This is a genomic window from Streptomyces gobiensis (genome assembly GCF_021216675.1).
Classification (GTDB): Bacteria; Actinomycetota; Actinomycetes; order Streptomycetales; family Streptomycetaceae; genus Streptomyces; species Streptomyces gobiensis.
This window is the reverse complement of the sequence record NZ_CP086120.1, coordinates 1842501-1858882: the sequence shown is the minus strand read 5'-3', so window position 1 is coordinate 1858882 and position 16382 is coordinate 1842501. Positions and strand designations below refer to the sequence as shown.

The 16382-nt window shown below is 70.7% G+C and carries 13 protein-coding genes; 11 read left to right on the top strand and 2 right to left on the bottom strand.

The genetic code is table 11. The features are described from left to right. Positions 1–215: 215 nt before the first annotated feature. Both test1122_RS08525 and test1122_RS08520 read left to right on the top strand, forming a co-directional pair. Positions 216–3794, top strand: a complete 3579-nt coding sequence (locus test1122_RS08525; RefSeq protein WP_232268556.1) for a glycosyltransferase family 2 protein — start codon at positions 216–218, stop codon at positions 3792–3794. Next, on the top strand, positions 3791–5335 hold the full coding sequence (locus test1122_RS08520; RefSeq protein WP_232268555.1) for a DUF5719 family protein: 1545 nt from the start codon (positions 3791–3793) through the stop codon (positions 5333–5335). The genes test1122_RS08525 and test1122_RS08520 overlap by 4 nt, the downstream gene beginning before the upstream one ends. Positions 5336–5360: 25 nt before the next feature. Here the strand turns inward: test1122_RS08520 and test1122_RS08515 are convergent, their stop codons facing one another. Then, complete coding sequence (locus tag test1122_RS08515; RefSeq protein ID WP_232268554.1) at positions 5361–5828, bottom strand: metallopeptidase family protein; 468 nt, start codon at positions 5826–5828, stop codon at positions 5361–5363. 269 nt (positions 5829–6097) lie between these two features. Between test1122_RS08515 and test1122_RS08510 the strand changes: the two genes are divergently transcribed. From test1122_RS08510 to test1122_RS08475, 8 genes are all read left to right on the top strand, one after another. Beyond that, the gene (locus test1122_RS08510; protein ID WP_232271824.1) at positions 6098–6526 is read left to right on the top strand and encodes a DUF3499 domain-containing protein; all 429 of its coding nucleotides are present in this window, start codon (positions 6098–6100) and stop codon (positions 6524–6526) included. Positions 6527–6582: 56 nt separating this feature from the next. Beyond that, on the top strand, positions 6583–7941 hold the full coding sequence (locus test1122_RS08505) for a phosphomannomutase/phosphoglucomutase (protein ID WP_232268553.1): 1359 nt from the start codon (positions 6583–6585) through the stop codon (positions 7939–7941). A 127-nt stretch (positions 7942–8068) separates the two neighbouring features. Then, complete coding sequence (locus tag test1122_RS08500; RefSeq protein ID WP_232268552.1) at positions 8069–8275, top strand: Trm112 family protein; 207 nt, start codon at positions 8069–8071, stop codon at positions 8273–8275. Positions 8276–8287: 12 nt separating this feature from the next. Then, positions 8288–9424 (top strand): SIS domain-containing protein, encoded by a 1137-nt coding sequence (locus test1122_RS08495; RefSeq protein ID WP_232268551.1) that lies wholly within the window; start codon positions 8288–8290, stop codon positions 9422–9424. Positions 9425–9480: 56 nt separating this feature from the next. Beyond that, complete coding sequence (gene manA, locus test1122_RS08490) at positions 9481–10680, top strand: mannose-6-phosphate isomerase, class I (RefSeq protein ID WP_232268550.1); 1200 nt, start codon at positions 9481–9483, stop codon at positions 10678–10680. 77 nt (positions 10681–10757) lie between these two features. After that, entirely contained in the window at positions 10758–11666 is a 909-nt protein-coding gene (locus test1122_RS08485; RefSeq protein ID WP_232268549.1) for a cation diffusion facilitator family transporter, read from the top strand. A 362-nt stretch (positions 11667–12028) separates the two neighbouring features. Then, entirely contained in the window at positions 12029–13486 is a 1458-nt protein-coding gene (gene ahcY / locus test1122_RS08480; protein ID WP_232268548.1) for an adenosylhomocysteinase, read from the top strand. Between the two features lie 75 nt (positions 13487–13561). After that, the gene (locus tag test1122_RS08475) at positions 13562–14176 is read left to right on the top strand and encodes a hypothetical protein (protein WP_232268547.1); all 615 of its coding nucleotides are present in this window, start codon (positions 13562–13564) and stop codon (positions 14174–14176) included. 40 nt (positions 14177–14216) lie between these two features. Here the strand turns inward: test1122_RS08475 and test1122_RS08470 are convergent, their stop codons facing one another. Then, a complete protein-coding gene (locus test1122_RS08470; protein WP_232268546.1) occupies positions 14217–15125 on the bottom strand; it encodes an RDD family protein in 909 nt (302 codons plus the stop codon). A 55-nt stretch (positions 15126–15180) separates the two neighbouring features. Between test1122_RS08470 and test1122_RS08465 the strand changes: the two genes are divergently transcribed. Beyond that, positions 15181–16188, top strand: a complete 1008-nt coding sequence (locus test1122_RS08465) for a stage II sporulation protein M (RefSeq protein WP_232268545.1) — start codon at positions 15181–15183, stop codon at positions 16186–16188. Positions 16189–16382: the final 194 nt, after the last annotated feature.

Sequence of the window (16382 nt, the reverse complement as noted above, 5' to 3'; positions counted from 1 at the left end):
CACCCACGTCACCCCCGCAGCCGGGGCGGAGCCCCGCCGCGCGGCGGCGCCGCGTAGGGGCCGCACTGGGGGCCGGGGGAAATCACCCGAATCCGGTCGGCGGGCGGCAACCTGCGCCCGGGCCCAGCACCCCACCCACGGCCCCCATTAGTGTGGGGCACCGTCCAAGAGACGCACCGCGTCCTCCGCAACCCACCGACCGGGGCCGTAGCTCGATGTCCGTGCACAGCCACTCGGCGGCCCAGTACGAGCAGGCCGCTCCCGAGTTCCCGAAGCACGTCGTTACCGCCGTGCTCGTTTCCCACGATGGCGAGCGCTGGCTCCCCGACGCCCTGACCGGGCTGGTCGGCCAGATCCGCCCGGTGCAGGACGTCATCGCCGCCGACACCGGCAGCGCCGACGCCTCCGCCCGGCTCATCGGCGAGTCCCTCGGCGCCGACCGGGTCCTGCACCTCGCCCGCCGTACCGGCTTCGGCACCGCCGTGGACGAGGCCGCCCGTACCGCGCCCGTGCTCACCCCGGACCAGCTGCCGTATCTCAAGCGGCCCAGCGGCTGGGACCCGGTCAGCCGGACCTGGCGGGACGACGCGTACGACATGCCGGAACTGCCGTACGGCGAGCCGGTTCACTGGCTCTGGCTGCTGCACGATGACTGCGCCCCGGAGCCGGACGCCCTCCTCGAACTCCTGCGGGTCGCCGACGCCGGCACCCCAGCCGGTACCGTCGCGATCGTCGGGCCCAAGCTGCGCAGCTGGTACAACTCCCGTCAGCTGCTCGAAGCCGGCGTCTCCATCGCCAACAGCGGCCGCCGCTGGACCGGCCTGGACCGCCGTGAGCAGGACCAGGGCCAGCACGACCAAGTGCGGCAGGTGCTCTCCGTATCCACCGCCGGAATGCTCATCCGGCGCGATGTCTTCGAACGGCTCGGCGGCTTCGACCGCAGGCTGCCGCTGATGCGTGACGACGTTGATCTGTGCTGGCGCGCCCAGGCCGCCGGGCATCAGGTGCTCATCGCCCCCGGCGCCGTCGTCCGGCACGCCGAGGCAGCCGCCCGAGAGCGGCGGCCCATCGACTGCGCGGGCCGTACCGTGGTCGGCCCGCACCGCGTCGACAAGGCGGGTGCCGTCTATACGCTCCTGGCCAACGCCCGTGCCAGAGCACTGCCCTGGGTCCTGTTGCGGCTGATCCTCGGCACCTTGGTGCGCACCCTCGCCTATCTGGTGGGCAAGGTGCCGGGGCAGGCGCTCGACGAGGTCACCGGGCTCTCCAGGACCCTGCTGCGGCCGGGACTGATCCTCAGCGCCCGCCGACGGCGCGGCAAACCCGCTGTCGACCCGGGTGAGCTGCGATCGCTCTTCCCACCCCCCGGCGCGACCGTACGGGCCACCGTCGAACAGGTCGCCAGCAACCTCGGCGGCCGTTCGGAGCCCGATCTGGCCTCCGGCGGACGGCATGGCGCCGTGGAGTCCGGGCCCGGCGGCGATGACGCCGACTATCTGGAGGTCGAGCAGTTCGTCCGGCTGAAGCGGATCGCCCGCAAGCCCGCGCCGGTGCTCTTCATGCTGCTGCTTCTCATCTCACTGATCGCCTGCCGCGCTCTGCTGGGCGGCGGCGCCCTCGCGGGCGGCGCGCTGCTGCCCGCGCCCGCGGACATCGCGGGTCTGTGGTCCCGTTACGCCGACATCTGGCACCCCGTCGGCATCGGCGGCACCGAGTCCGCGCCGCCCTATGTGGGGATCCTCGCCGGTTTCGCCGCCGTGTTCCTCGGCAGCACCGGACTCACCCTCACCCTGCTGCTCGTCTGCTCGGTGCCGCTGGCCGGGCTCTCCGCCTACTTCGCCTCCCGGCCCCTGGTCACCTCCCGGCTGCTGCGCGCCTGGGGCAGCGTGGCCTACGCCTTCCTGCCCGCCATCACCGGTGCGCTGGCCAGCGGCCGGATCGGCACCGCCGTCCTCGCCATCCTGCTGCCGCTGATGGCCCGCGCGGCCGTGGTCGCCGCCGGACTGCGCTCCGGCGGGAAGTACAAGCCGGGCTGGCGGGGCGTATGGGCCTACGCGCTGCTGCTCACCATCACCACCGCCTTCACCCCCATCGTCTGGCCGATCGCCGCCGTGCTCGCCGTGGGCGTGCTGGTGCTGCGGATCCGCCAGAGCGCCTACGTATCCGCCTACGCGGTACGCACCGCCGTACTGCTGAGCACGCCCATGGTGCTGCTCGCGCCCTGGTCGCTGTCGCTGCTGACCAGCCCGTCCGGCTTCCTGCGCGAGGCGGGCCTGCCCTATGAGAGCGGCCCCGCCTCCGCACTCGATCTGCTCGCCCTCACTCCGGGCGGTCCGGGCTCAACCGGCGGCCTGCTGCTCATCGCTCTGGTGCTGGCCGCACTGGCCGCGCTGCTGCGTCCCGAGCGGCAGCTCGCCATCCGGTCCGCCTGGATCGTGGCACTGACCGGGCTGCTCTTCGCGGCGCTGGCCAACGGCTCCGGCTGGGCCGGGCCCGCCACCCTCGTCTACGGCCTGGCACTGCTCGGCGCCGCCGTGCTGGGCGCCGAAGGGGCGCGGGGACGGGTCGCCGCCCAGAACTTCGGCTGGCGGCAGCCGGTCGCCGTCCTGATCGCCGGTGCCGCCGCGCTGGCGCCGGCCGTCGCCGCCGTGAGCTGGATGATCAGCGGCGCCCATGGCCCCCTGGAGCGGCGCGACCCGGTGCAGGTGCCCGCGTTCGTCGCCGAGGAGGCCGGCACCCGCGACCAGCCCCGCACCCTGGTGCTCGACGGCGGTTCCGGCTCCGAGGTGCTGTACGCCCTGGTACGCGGCTCAGGTGCCCGGCTCGGCGACGGCGACCTGGCCCAGGCGGCCGGGGAGGACACCCGGCTGGGTGGCGTGGTCGCCAATCTGGTCGCGGGCTCCGGCGCCGACCAGACCAGCCAGCTCGGTGGTTACGGCGTGCGCTATGTGTTCGTACGCGAGGGAACCCCCCGCGAGATGATCCGGGTGCTCAACGCCACGCCGGGCCTCGAACGGCTCAGCAAGCAGGCCGGTGGTGAGCTGTGGCGGGTCGGCGGGGACACGGAAGGGACCATCGCCCGGGTCACCATCGTCTCGCCGGGCGTGCCCGCGGTCCCCGTCGCCGCCGGTCCCGTCGAGGTGGGTACCGAGATCCCGGTCGGGCCGCAGAACCGGATCCTGCGGATCGCGGACGCCGCCTCGGATGGCTGGCAGGCGACGCTGAACGGCCGGGAGCTCGAGCCTGTCACCGTCGACGGCTGGGCACAGGGCTTTGAGCTGCTGCCGGAGAGCGGCCGTCTTGAGGTGACGTACAAGACCCCGGTCAGTCACACCGGCTGGATCTGGGCGCAGGGCTTCCTCGCGCTGGTGGTGCTCGTTCTGGCGCTGCCCGGACGCCGCCGGGACCACGACGACGATCTGCCGGAGACGGTGGCCCCGGCGACCGTACCCGCCCAGCCGGTGCCCGGCGAGGGTCGCCGGGCACGTCGGCTGCGGGCGGCGCAGGAGGCGCAGGAGGGAGCAGTGGCGGGGGAGACCGCCCAGAGCCCCGGGCAGGGGCAGGGCGAGCAGCCGCCACCGCCGCCGGAGCCGCCGTATGTGCCGGAGCAGCCGTACGGCGACTGGGACACCCAGCAGAGCCAGCAGCAGCCCCAGCAGCCGCAGCAGTACGCCGGGCCGTATGACTACGGCAGCGGTCACGGCGACTACACCGGCAGCCACGGTAACCACGGCGACTACGGCGACTACGGCACCCAGGACGGCACGACGTACGACAACCGGAGCCAGCAGTGAGCCTCAACCGCACCACCCTCGCCCTGATCGCGGTGGTCACCGCGCTCGGCGCCATCACCGGGTTCGCCACGCTCACCGCGCCTTCGACGGAGCCCACCGGGGGCGCTGCGGCCACGGCGGCCCAGCTGCCGGTGGAGCGGTCCACCCTGGTCTGCCCGCAGCCGTCCTCCTCCGAGCTGGGCGAGACGACGTACACCGCTTATACGCCGAAGGGCGAGGTCCAGCGGGAGTCCGGGAACAAGGGCAGCGCCGGGCTGTTCCCGGCCGGGCACACCCTGGAGGGCGGCGGCAGGGGCAAGCACAAGGACAACAAGGAGAACGAGGGGGACGAGAAGGCGCCCAAGCCGGAGCTGCCGCTGAAGGCGCCCGGCACACCGGTCGTCCATGAGACCAAGCGCACCGACGCCCCCGCGCTCACCGGCTCGGCCGATGGCCCGCTCGCCCCCGGCTGGACCGTGCAGCAGACCACGGCCATCACCGCGGGCACCGGGCGCGGCATGCTCGGCGTGGGCTGCTCGGCACCCGATACGGACTTCTGGTTCGCCGGTGTGAGCACCGCCGAAGGCCGGCATGACTACATCCATCTGACCAATCCCGATGACGCCCCGGCCACCGTCGACCTGCAGCTGTACGGCAAGGACGGCAAGGTGGAGTCCGAGAGCGGTTCGGGCATCAATATCCCCGGCGGGGCCACGGTGCCGGTGCTGCTCTCCACGCTGACGGCGGACCCGGTCACCAATGTGACGCTCCATGTGGCGGTCCGCAGCGGCCGGATCGGCGCGCAGGTGCAGGCGCTCGACGAAAAACTCGGCGGCGACTGGATCGCCGCGTCCGCCGCCCCGAGCGGCAGCGTCGTACTCCCCGGCATCCCGGCCGATGCGACGGGAGTGCGGCTGGTGGCCTTCGCGCCGGGTGAGCGGGACGCCGAGCTGGCGGTGAAGTTCGCCGGGCCGTCCGGTTCGATCTCACCGGCCGGCCGGGAGACGCTGCATGTCAAGAGCGGGATGGCCACCGCCGTAGACCTCAATGACCTCACCAAGGGGGAGCCCGGCGCGCTGCTGCTGAGCCCGGCCGAGGGCAGTGGACAGGCACCGGTGGTGGCGGGGCTACGGGTGCTGCGGGGCAAGGGAGCGAAACAGGAGATGGCGTTCATCCCGGCCACCGCGCCGGTCGAGGAGCGCACCACGGCCGCGGGCAGCTCGGCCAAGGGCAGCACGCTGTTCCTGGTGGCGCCCGGCAAGGCGGCGAAGGCGAAGGTCACCGCCTCAGCGGGCAGCGAGGGCGGCAAGCCGGTCAGCAAGACCTACGACCTGAAACCAGGCACGACAACGGCGATCGACGGTCTGCGTCCGGAGGGCGGCAAGGGGACCTTCGCGCTGACGGTCGAATGGGTCTCGGGTGGTCCCGTGCACGCGGCCAGAATGCTGGAGACGGCGAAGAAGGGCATCCCGATGTTCACGGTGCAGACGCTGCCGGACGACGGGGGCATGGTGAGGGTGCCGAAGGCGGCTGAGGACCTCTCGGTTCTCGGCGACGGCTGAGCGCGGCAGGCGGTGACCGTTCCGGTCACTCCTGGCCGTAGCGCGGATCGATCGACTCGGGGGAGAGCCCGAGCAGTTCGGCGACCTGCTCGACAACCACCTCATGGACAAGGAGGGCGCGCTCTTCCCGGCTCCTGGTGCGCAGCTCTACGGGGCGGCGGTAGACGATCACGCAGTCCGGCCGGTCACCGTGCGCGGGGATGAGACGGCCGAGTGGTACGGAGTGTCCGGCGCCGTCCCAGCCATGCACGTCGCCCGCCGGTTTGGAGTCCTGCCGCGGCACCTCCTGGACCGCGAAGTCCACCGAGGACAGCTGCGGCCACTGGCGCTCCAGCCGGTCCGCGGAGTCGCGCACCAGATCGTCGAACGACTCGGCACGGCTGATCGCGAGCGGGACCTGAGGCGGCGCGACAGGGCCGCGCATGCCGCGGCCATGGCGGTCTCGATGGCGCGGCCGGGCATCGGGCCGGCGCGGCGGTACGGGGTTGCTCATCACTTCTGAGCGTATCGGTCCGCGCCACACCACCACGCTACTGCCAGGCATACGGCTGGATGTCGCCGGATGATCAGTCACATCACGGTTTCGTTCGGATCTGGCGAACTGGTGACTGTGGATCAGGCCTTGAATGACGTCATTTGGCCAGACCGATGACCACGATCATCGCCGGGAGAAGCCATGGTTCTGCTCCTTTGTGCAGGTCAGTCCTGGTTCCACAGAACAGGCTTTCCCGGCGAACCAGGACGACACGGCAGGGTGACGTCCTGGAGAGTCGTCGCAGCCCGCTCAAGAGTGCGGTACCGTCCAACGTCGTGAGCCCTGTACGTCGCTGTTCGCGCACCGCGTGCGGCCGTCCCGCCGTGGCGACGCTGACGTACGTCTACGCGGACTCGACCGCCGTCCTCGGACCGCTCGCCACCTATGCCGAGCCCCACTGCTACGACCTGTGCTCCGAGCACTCGGAGCGGCTGACCGCCCCGCGCGGCTGGGAGGTCGTCCGGCTCGCCGTTGACTCCAGCCCCAGCGGTCCCAGTGGCGATGACCTCGAAGCCCTCGCCGACGCCGTACGGGAGGCCGCCCGGGCACCCCGTACGGAGCCCGCCGCGAAGCCACCCTCCCCCGGACGCGACACCAGCCCCATAGAGGTCGCGCGGCGCGGCCATCTCCGGGTGCTCCGGTCACCTGACTCCTGAGCGGCTTGCCGGCAGGTAGATTTGGCCCCCGAGACGGACTTCAGGAGGGGTGGGCTGTGCCCGACTTGTCGCAGATCGTGAAGGCGTACGACGTACGTGGAGAGGTCCCGGACCAGTGGGACGAGTCCCTGGCTGAGCTCTTCGGCGCCGCGTTTGTGCAGGTTACGCAGGCGTCGGCGATCGTCGTCGGCCATGACATGCGGCCATCCTCACCGGGCCTGACCCGGGCCTTCGCCCGAGGCGCCGCCGCCCGCGGTGCGGATGTCACCGAGATCGGCCTGTGCTCCACCGATCAGCTCTACTTCGCCAGCGGCCAGCTCGGCCTGCCAGGCGCGATGTTCACCGCCAGCCACAACCCGGCCCAGTACAACGGCATCAAGATGTGCCGCGCGGGCGCCGCCCCGGTCGGCCAGGACACCGGGCTCTCGGAGATCCGTACGCTGGTCGAGCGCTGGGCCGACAGCGGTCTCCCGGCCGACGCCACCACCGGCACCACCACCCAGCAGGACGTCCTGACCGCTTACGCGGACCATCTGCGCACCCTGGTCGATCTGACCGCCATCCGTCCACTGAAGGTCGTCGTCGACGCGGGCAACGGCATGGGCGGCCACACGGTGCCCACGGTCTTCGCGGGGCTCCCGCTGGAGCTGGACCCGATGTACTTCGAACTGGACGGCACCTTCCCCAACCACGAGGCCAACCCACTCGACCCGGCGAACATCGTGGACCTGCAGCAGCGGGTGCGGGAGACCGGCGCCGACATCGGGCTGGCCTTCGACGGCGACGCGGACCGCTGCTTCGTTGTCGACGAACGCGGTGAGCCCGTCTCCCCCTCCGGGATCACCGCCCTGGTCGCCGCCCGCGAACTGGCCAAGCACGGCGGCAGCGGCACGATCATCCACAACTGCATCACCTCCTGGTCGGTTCCCGAGGTCGTCAGGGAACACGGCGGCACCCCGGTCCGTACCCGCGTGGGCCACTCCTTCATCAAGGACGAAATGGCCCGCACCGGCGCGATCTTCGGCGGCGAGCACTCCGCGCACTACTACTTCCGCGACTTCTGGAACGCGGATACGGGCATGCTCGCCGCCCTGCACGTCCTCGCCACCCTGGGCGGCCAGGACGGGCCTCTGTCAAAGCTGGTCGCCTCCTACGACCGCTACGCCTCCTCCGGCGAGATCAACAGCAGGGTCGCCGACCAGGCCGACCGCGCGGCGGCGGTCGAGGCGGCCTACGCGGGCCGCGACGGCCTGGAGCTGGACCACCTGGACGGTCTGACGGTCACCGCCGCCGACTGGTGGTTCAACCTCCGCGCGTCCAACACGGAACCACTCCTGCGCCTCAACGTTGAAGCCCGAGACGCGACCACCGCCGCCCACATCCGCGACGAGGTTCTGGCCATCATCCGCGCCTGACCCCGTAGCCCCGCCGTAGCAGGCGAAAAAAACCACCCACGGGGGAACCCGGCAACGCATGGCCGGGCGGCAGCCTGCTCACCCGCGTAGGCTGGTTCACGTCAGAGTCGCAACCCGGAGGGACACCATGCCGCTCGAAGCCGGTCTCCTAGAGATCCTCGCCTGCCCGGCGTGCCACGCACCCCTCCGGGAAGAGTCCGCACCGGCCGACCCGGACGGCACCGGCCCCAGCGGCGAGTTGGTCTGCACAGGCGGCCCCGGCTGCGGCCTCGTGTATCCCATCCGCGACGGCATTCCTGTCCTGCTCGTCGATGAGGCCCGCCGTACGGAGTAGGGGCGTAACGCCATGCTGGACGAGTCCCTACTCGACGACCCCGAGGCCCTCGCCCGGGCCGACCGCCATGGGCTGCTCCATGGCGCGGCGGAAGCCGGTGCCCGGGTCCGTACCGCCAGCCGCTACGCCCATGAGGCCGGGCTGGCCGAGCTGCGCCCCGACGGCCGCCCCCGCGCGCTCCTGGTCGCCGGTCCCGGCCCCGTCGCCAGCTGCGCGGCCGACCTGCTCGGTGCCTTCAGTAACGGCGCCGTCCCGGTCACACTGCTCGACGCCACCGGCCCCAGCGCCGCACCGGCCGTGCTGCGCTGGGCGCTGCCCGGCTGGGCAGGCCCGCTCGACCTGCTGCTGATCGTCACCCCGGACGGCACCGAGCCCGGCCTGTCCACCCTGGTGGAGCAGGCCTACCGGCGCGGCTGCACCGTGGTCGCCGTCAGCCCGGCGAAGGCCCCGCTGGCCGAGACCGTCGGCCAGTCCCGTGGCATGGCTGTGCCGGTCGCCGAAGCGCCGTATGAGCTCGCCGAGCACACGGTGCAGCCAGCCGCCCCCGGGACCCTGTGGGCCCTGCTCACCCCCCTCCTGATCCTCACCGACCGGCTCGGCCTGAGCCATGCGCCGCCGGATGCCCTGCAGGCGCTCGCTGACCGCCTTGACCAGGTCGCCGAACGCTGCGGACCGGCGGTCGCCCTCTACACCAACCCGGCCAAGACCCTCGCCGCCGAACTCGCCGACGCGCTCCCCCTGCTGTGGAGCGAGAGCCCCGTCGCCGGCGCCGCCGCCCGGCACTTCGCCACCACCCTTGCCGCCCTCGCGGGCCGCCCGGCCCTCGCCGCTGGACTGCCGGAGGCGCTCACCACCCATGGGACCCTGCTCACCGGCGCTCTCGCGGGCGCGGGAAGCCCGGACGATTTCTTCCGGGACCGGGTGGAGGAGCCACAGGGCGAGATGCGGGCCCGCGTCGTGCTGCTCCGGGAGGGCGCTCCGGCCGGTACATCCGCCGCCACAGCCGCCCGGGACCTGGCCTACGCGCATGACACCGCCCTCAGCGAGCTGGAGCCCCTCGAGGGCAGCAGCCCCGTGGAGGCGGCCGCCGAGCTGATCGCCACCACCGATTTCGCCGCGGTTTACCTCACGCTCACCGCCAGCGAATAAGCCAAGGGGACCTTCGTACGCACCACTCGTACGCACCACAGTCAGGATCGCCTCCTATGGACCGCCTCGCGAACACCGTGCGCCCCTACGCCTGGGGCTCCACCACAGCCATCCCCGAGCTGCTTGGCTACGAGCCCACCGGCGAGCCGCAGGCCGAACTGTGGATGGGCGCACACCCCAGCGCACCCTCGCGCATTGACCGGGGCACGGGGCCCCAGCCGCTGTCCGATGTCATCGCGGCCGACCCAGAAGGCGAGCTGGGCGCCGAGTCCGTACGGGCCTTCGGGCCCCGTCTGCCGTTCCTGTTCAAAGTGCTCGCCGCGGGTGCGCCGCTCTCCCTCCAGGTGCATCCCGACCTCACCCAGGCGAAGGAGGGCTTCGCCGGCGAGGAGTCCCGCGCCATCCCCGTGGACGCCCCACACCGCAACTACAAGGACGCCAACCACAAACCCGAACTCCTCTGCGCCCTCACCCCCTTCGAGGGCCTGTGCGGCTTCCGCCGCGCCGACGAGGCCGCCGAGCTGCTTGCCGCCCTGGACATCGACGGGCTCAAGCCCTACGCCGACCTGCTGCACGCCCACCCCGAGAACGACGCACTGCGCGAGATGCTGACCGCCGTCCTCACCGCGGACCGCGAGGCGATCGCCGAGACCGTCACCCAGGCGGTGGCCGCTGCAGAGCGGCTGGGGGCCCAGAACGGTCCGTACGCCGCCGCCTACACCGCCTGCGCCGCAGCCGCCCACCACTACCCGGGCGACCCGGGTTTCATCGCCGCGCTGCTGCTCAACCACGTGCGGCTGCAACCCGGCGAAGCGCTCTACCTCGGCGCTGGAGTCCCACACGCATATCTGGGCGGGCTCGGTGTCGAACTCATGGCCAACTCCGACAATGTGCTGCGCTGCGGCTTCACCCCCAAGCATGTGGATGTCCCCGAGCTGCTGCGCATCGTCCGCTTCGACCCGGGCGACCCGGGGGTGCTGCGCCCCGAGGAGGAGTCCGACGGTGAGGAGCTGTACGCCACCCCCATCGACGAATTCCGGCTCTCCCGCTATGTCCTGGCCCCCGGCGCCCCGCCCCGCCCGCTCTCGCCTTCCTCGGTCCAGATCCTCCTCTGCACCGCGGGCAGCATCACCCTGCACGGTGAGGACGGCACCGAACTGGCGCTGGACCGTGGCCAGTCGGCGTACATCCGTGCTGGCGAGCAAGTGGAGATCGCCGGGGAGGGTATGCTCTTCCGCGCCACGGTGGCCGTATAAGTACGAAGGCCATACAGGCACAGGGTCATAGCGCCATAGGGGCACAGGGCCATACAGCCGGAAGGAATATCGCGGGGATGAGCGCAGCGGGCGGTACGAAGGCCATCATCGCCGCCCTTGTGGCGAACCTCGCCATCGCTGTGGCGAAGTTCGTCGCCTGGGCCTTCAGCGGTTCATCGGCGATGCTCGCCGAGGGCGTGCACTCCCTCGCCGACTCGGGCAACCAGGGTCTGCTGCTGCTCGGCGGCAAGAAGGCGAAGCGGGAGGCGAGCGAGCAACACCCCTTCGGCTACGGCCGGGAACGCTATATCTACAGCTTCCTCGTCGCCATCGTCCTGTTCAGCATGGGCGGTGTCTTCGCGGTCTACGAGGGCTACGAGAAGATCAAGCATCCGCACGAGATCGAGCACTGGTACTGGCCGGTGGGCGTGCTGGTTTTCGCGATCATCGCCGAGATCTTCTCCTTCCGTACCGCCATCAAGGAGTCCAACCAGGTACGCGGCTCGCTCAGCTGGGTGCAGTTCGTACGCCGCGCGAAGGCGCCCGAGCTGCCTGTCGTTCTGCTGGAGGACCTGGGCGCCCTGGTCGGTCTCATCCTTGCGCTGGGCGGTGTCTGTCTGGCCCTGCTCACCGGCAACGGGGTCTGGGACGGTATCGGCACCGTCTGCATCGGTGTGCTGCTGGTCCTGATCGCGCTGGTGCTGGCGGCCGAGACGAAGTCCCTGCTGCTGGGCGAGTCCGCCGACCCGGCCGAGCTGGACAAGATCCGCACCGCGATGGTGGACGGTGAGACCGTCACCGGCATCATCCATATGCGAACGCTCCACCTCGGCCCGGAGGAGCTGCTGGTGGCCGCCAAGATCGCGGTACAGGGCGATGACGCGGTCGCGGAGGTCACCCGCGCGATCGACGCAGCCGAAGCCCGCATCCGCAAAGCGGTCCCCATCGCCCGAGTCATCTACCTAGAACCAGACCTCCCCCGCTAACCCCCCGTTGTGGGCACTCGCAGCCCCGCGAGGGGCTGTGGGTGGGCACAACACCCGGCCACCGTCCGCACCGGCCACCCCCGGGGGCCCCGGGGCGAAGCCCCGGTTTCCGGGAAGGGGCGGGGCCGGGGAAGCCACCCCCGCTACACCTCACCGCGCCACCCAGCAGACAAGAGCGACAGTGTAGATTCGGAACGCACAGACGTCGCTGCTGATGGCGGTCGGGCGCCCCGCACCGCGGGGTGACCGAGGGAGAGAGGGCCTCCGACGGACTCCGGTGCGGCCAGGGGACCGGTGCGTCCGCATGCCCCGCCGCAGCCAGTCAGCCGTACACCCTCGATCGATACCGAGGAGCAGCTCGCATGACGACGACCGACACCGCCCAGGACTTCAAGGTCGCTGACCTCTCCCTGGCCGCCTTTGGCCGTAAAGAGATCACCCTGGCCGAGCATGAGATGCCCGGCCTGATGGCGATCCGCAAGGAGTACGCAGCTACTCAGCCGCTCGCCGGTGCCCGTGTTACCGGTTCACTGCATATGACCGTGCAGACCGCGGTGCTGATCGAGACCCTGGCGGCGCTGGGCGCCGAGGTCCGCTGGGCCTCCTGCAACATCTTCTCCACCCAGGACCACGCGGCGGCCGCCGTCGTGGTCGGCCCCGGTGGCACCCCCGACAGCCCCCAGGGCATTCCGGTCTTCGCCTGGAAGGGCGAGACCCTGGAGGAGTACTGGTGGTGCACGGAGCAGGCGCTGACCTGGCCGGACAGCCCCACCGGCGGCCCCAACATGATCCTGGACGACGGCGGCGACGCCACCCTCCTGGTCCACAAGGGTGTGGAGTACGAAAAGGCGGGCGAGGCACCTGCCGTGGACACGGCCGAGAACGAGGAGCACCGCGTCATCCTCGAACTCCTCAACCGCACTCTCGCCGAGAACCCGAAGAAGTGGACCCAGCTCGCCTCCGAGATCCGGGGTGTGACCGAGGAGACCACCACCGGCGTCCACCGTCTCTACGAGATGCACCAGGACGGCTCCCTGCTCTTCCCGGCGATCAACGTGAACGACGCCGTGACCAAGTCGAAGTTCGACAACAAGTACGGCTGCCGCCACTCCCTCATCGACGGCATCAACCGCGCCACCGACGTCCTGATCGGCGGCAAGACCGCCGTCGTCTGCGGCTACGGCGATGTCGGCAAGGGCTGCGCGGAGTCGCTGCGCGGCCAGGGCGCCCGAGTGATCATCACCGAGATCGACCCGATCTGCGCCCTCCAGGCGGCCATGGACGGCTACCAGGTAGCGACCCTGGACGACGTGGTCGACAGTGCCGACATCTTCATCACCACCACCGGCAACAAGGACATCATCATGGCCTCGGACATGGCCAAGATGAAGCACCAGGCGATCATCGGGAACATCGGGCACTTCGATAACGAGATCGACATGGCCGGTCTCGCTGCTGTCCCCGGCATCGTCAAGGACGAGGTCAAGCCGCAGGTCCACACCTGGACCTTCCCCGACGGCAAGGTGATCATCGTGCTCTCCGAAGGCCGTCTGCTGAACCTGGGCAACGCCACGGGGCACCCGTCGTTCGTGATGTCCAACTCCTTCGCGAACCAGACGATCGCGCAGATCGAGCTGTTCACCAAGCAGGAGGAGTACCCGACCGGTGTCTATGTGCTGCCCAAGCACCTGGATGAGAAGGTCGCCCGCCTCCACCTGGACGCCCTGGGTGCCAAGCTGACCACGCTCCGCCCGGAGCAGGCCGCCTACATCGGCGTCCCGGTCGAAGGCCCCTACAAGCCCGACCACTACCGCTACTGATCACGCACCAGCAGCCGGCAACAGGCCCCCGCTCCGCATGCCCGGGGCGGGGGCCCGTCGTATCAAGGACCCACCATGCCCCGCGGCCGCTACTCGCTCCACGATCCGCACGACCACACCCCCCTCGGTGAAGAGCACTTTCACTGCGCCACCGGCCCCTCCGGCTGGCGCTATGTCTCCCAGGTCACCACCCCCTCCGGAGACCACGCGGGCTCCGTCGATCTCACCCTCGATGAACTGGGCCGCCCGCTGCGTCTCGAACTTCACGCCGCCAGCTGGCAGGTCCGCGGCGCTGCCCTGGAGGGCGTCACCTGGGTCCGTACCGACCCCAGTGGAGAACTCGCCCAAGAGGGCAACGTCCCCGCTCACGCGTTCACCGGCGCATCCCCCGCCTTTCTCATCGCCACGGCCCGGCTGCTGCGCCCCGCCCCCGGCGCCCCCGCCATCCGTGTCCGCCTTGTAGCCTTCACACCCCCCGTGCTCGCCCCCCGCACTCTCGACCAGTCCTGGGCACTGCTGAACAGCGAAGCACACACCACTGACAATGGCCCGTTGACCGTGGACAGCTACCAGGTAAACGACTTGCAGACCGGTGAGCAGCACACCGTGCACATCGCGGGCGATGTCGTTCTCGCCGCCCCCGGCATCGAGCTGGAAGACCTGGAATCCCCGCCCTCGACCTTCACCTGACCGACGGCCTGCCTGACGGCCTGACTGACGGGTACGCCCCTCACGCAGGCGGCACGAACCCGCCCGCCGGACGTTCATCCCGAGGAGCCGGAGCCGGAGCCGGAGCCTGGGGAGGCTCCGAAGGCCTCTGGGGCTGCGGCGCCCGTACGGTCTCCGGCGCCGCTCCGCCCGTCGTGGCAGCGGCCTCGGCCCCGCCACTCGCCGCCCCGAACGCACGCCGCGCGTCCCGCGCCTGCCGCTCCGCCATCACCCCGGTCAGATACCCCGCCGCGGGCACCCCCTCCGGCGGAGGCGTACCCGTGCAGGCGGCGACATCGGCCGCCAGCCGCTCCGCCAGCGACCAGCTCACCTGCGGATCCAGCTGCCCCATCCGCATCAGGTACTGCCGCACCGCCAGCCACAGCCCATCCGGCACCCGGGACAGATCCAGCTCCCCGAAGTATCCGGCCAGCCAGGGCGGCGGTGGCGGCATCGCGACCGGTTGCCCCACCGGAATCCGCTCGCGTATGACCAGCGTCCCGGCGAAGACATCACCCAGCCGCCGCCCCCGTGCGGACACCAGCGACGCGATACAGGCGACCGTTCCGATGGTCAGCTGGATCTCCACAAAGCCGATCAAGCCGCGCACCAGCGCATGCCGGAAACGAATGGGCCCGCCGTCTTCCCGTACGACCCGCAGCCCGCACACCACTTTCCCCAGTGAACGGCCATGGGTGAGGGTCTCGACCGCGACCGGCCCGCCCATGAGCACCAGCACCAGCAGCGCGACTGCCACGGCGGCACCAGCCGCCTCGTCCAGCCCGGCCATTGCGGTCAGCAGCACCAGCGTGAGCGTCAGATAGACGGCCCACAGCACCACCAAGTCGATGAATATGGCCAGCGCCCGGCTCGGCAGCCGCGCGGGCCGCAGCCCGAGCACCACCGCGTCGCCCGTCACCAGTTCACTCACCCGGCACATCCTTTCAGCTCGTACGAACAGTCTGCCGGTATGCCAGGCTCTCCCCATGGACTTGGACGTCTTCGTCACCGCTCATCGCGCCGAGTGGGACCGCCTGGAGGAGCTGCTGCGCCGCCGTCGCCGACTCACCGGCGCGGAGGTGGACGAACTCGTCGCTCTGTACCAACGCACCTCCACCCACCTCTCACAGGTCCAGTCAAGCGCCCCGGATCCGGTGCTCACCGGGCGGCTGACGACCCTGGTGGCCCGCGCCCGCAGTGCGGTAACGAGCCCCCGCCGCTCCTCCTGGCGCGATGCTGCCCGGTTCTTCACGGTCGGCTTCCCCGCAGCCGTCTACCGAACCCGTCATTGGTGGGTACCGACCGCGATCATCTCCACGCTCGTCGCCGTACTCATCGGCTGGTGGATCGCCGCCCACCCCGAGGTCCAGTCCGCCATCGGAGCCCCACACGAGCTCCGTGAGATGACCCGCCCAGGAGGGCAGTACGAGACGTACTACTCGAGCAACCCGGCAGCCTCCTTCGCCGCTCAGGTCTGGACGAACAACGCACAGGCTGTGGCCATCGCCCTCATCTTCGGCGTCTTCCTCGGCATCCCCGTGCTGTGGGTCCTCTTCATCAATATGGCCAACCTGGGAGTCGGCATCGGCCTGATGTCCTCAGCCGGACGCCTCGACGTCTTCCTCGGCCTGATCCTGCCGCACGGCCTGCTGGAGCTCACCGCCGTCTTCGTCGCCGCCGGTACGGGGCTACGCCTGGGCTGGACCGTGATCGACCCAGGCCCACGCAGCCGCCGCGTCGCCCTGGCCCAAGAGGGCCGCGCGGCGATCGGCATGGCCATCGGCCTGGCCGCGGTCCTCTTCGTATCCGGCGTGATCGAGGGCTTTGTGACCCCGTCGGGCCTGCCCACCTGGGCACGCATCACCATCGGCGTGATCGCCGAGCTGGTGTTCCTGGCATACGTGTTTGTTCTGGGACGACGCGCGATACTCGTAGGGGAGACGGGAGACATCGAAGCCGGAGACCGTTCGGCTGAGGTCCCCACGGCCGCGTGATGTGCGCGGGCGTGCCCGAACCTGCTAGTCTCCTCTTCGCCCCAGGGGGCCCTTTGACACGGGCGCCCCAGGGAGGTAGATTTAAACAGTTGTGGTGGAGGTCAGAAGACCCCGGTAGCAACGGTTAGTATCTACATCGTTTCGAGCGGTATCCAGAGGATGCCATGAGAAGCACTCCGAACGATTTATGGGAA

What these genes read in the sequence shown, in the direction of transcription:
- test1122_RS08525 (WP_232268556.1), top strand. Translation starts at nt 216, where the DNA reads ATGTCCGTGCACAGCCACTCGGCGGCCCAGTACGAGCAGGCCGCTCCC.
- test1122_RS08515 (WP_232268554.1), bottom strand. Translation starts at nt 5,828, where the DNA reads ATGAGCAACCCCGTACCGCCGCGCCGGCCCGATGCCCGGCCGCGCCAT.
- test1122_RS08500 (WP_232268552.1), top strand. Translation starts at nt 8,069, where the DNA reads ATGCCGCTCGAAGCCGGTCTCCTAGAGATCCTCGCCTGCCCGGCGTGC.
- test1122_RS08495 (WP_232268551.1), top strand. Translation starts at nt 8,288, where the DNA reads ATGCTGGACGAGTCCCTACTCGACGACCCCGAGGCCCTCGCCCGGGCC.
- manA (WP_232268550.1), top strand. Translation starts at nt 9,481, where the DNA reads ATGGACCGCCTCGCGAACACCGTGCGCCCCTACGCCTGGGGCTCCACC.
- test1122_RS08485 (WP_232268549.1), top strand. Translation starts at nt 10,758, where the DNA reads ATGAGCGCAGCGGGCGGTACGAAGGCCATCATCGCCGCCCTTGTGGCG.
- ahcY (WP_232268548.1), top strand. Translation starts at nt 12,029, where the DNA reads ATGACGACGACCGACACCGCCCAGGACTTCAAGGTCGCTGACCTCTCC.
- test1122_RS08475 (WP_232268547.1), top strand. Translation starts at nt 13,562, where the DNA reads ATGCCCCGCGGCCGCTACTCGCTCCACGATCCGCACGACCACACCCCC.
- test1122_RS08465 (WP_232268545.1), top strand. Translation starts at nt 15,181, where the DNA reads ATGGACTTGGACGTCTTCGTCACCGCTCATCGCGCCGAGTGGGACCGC.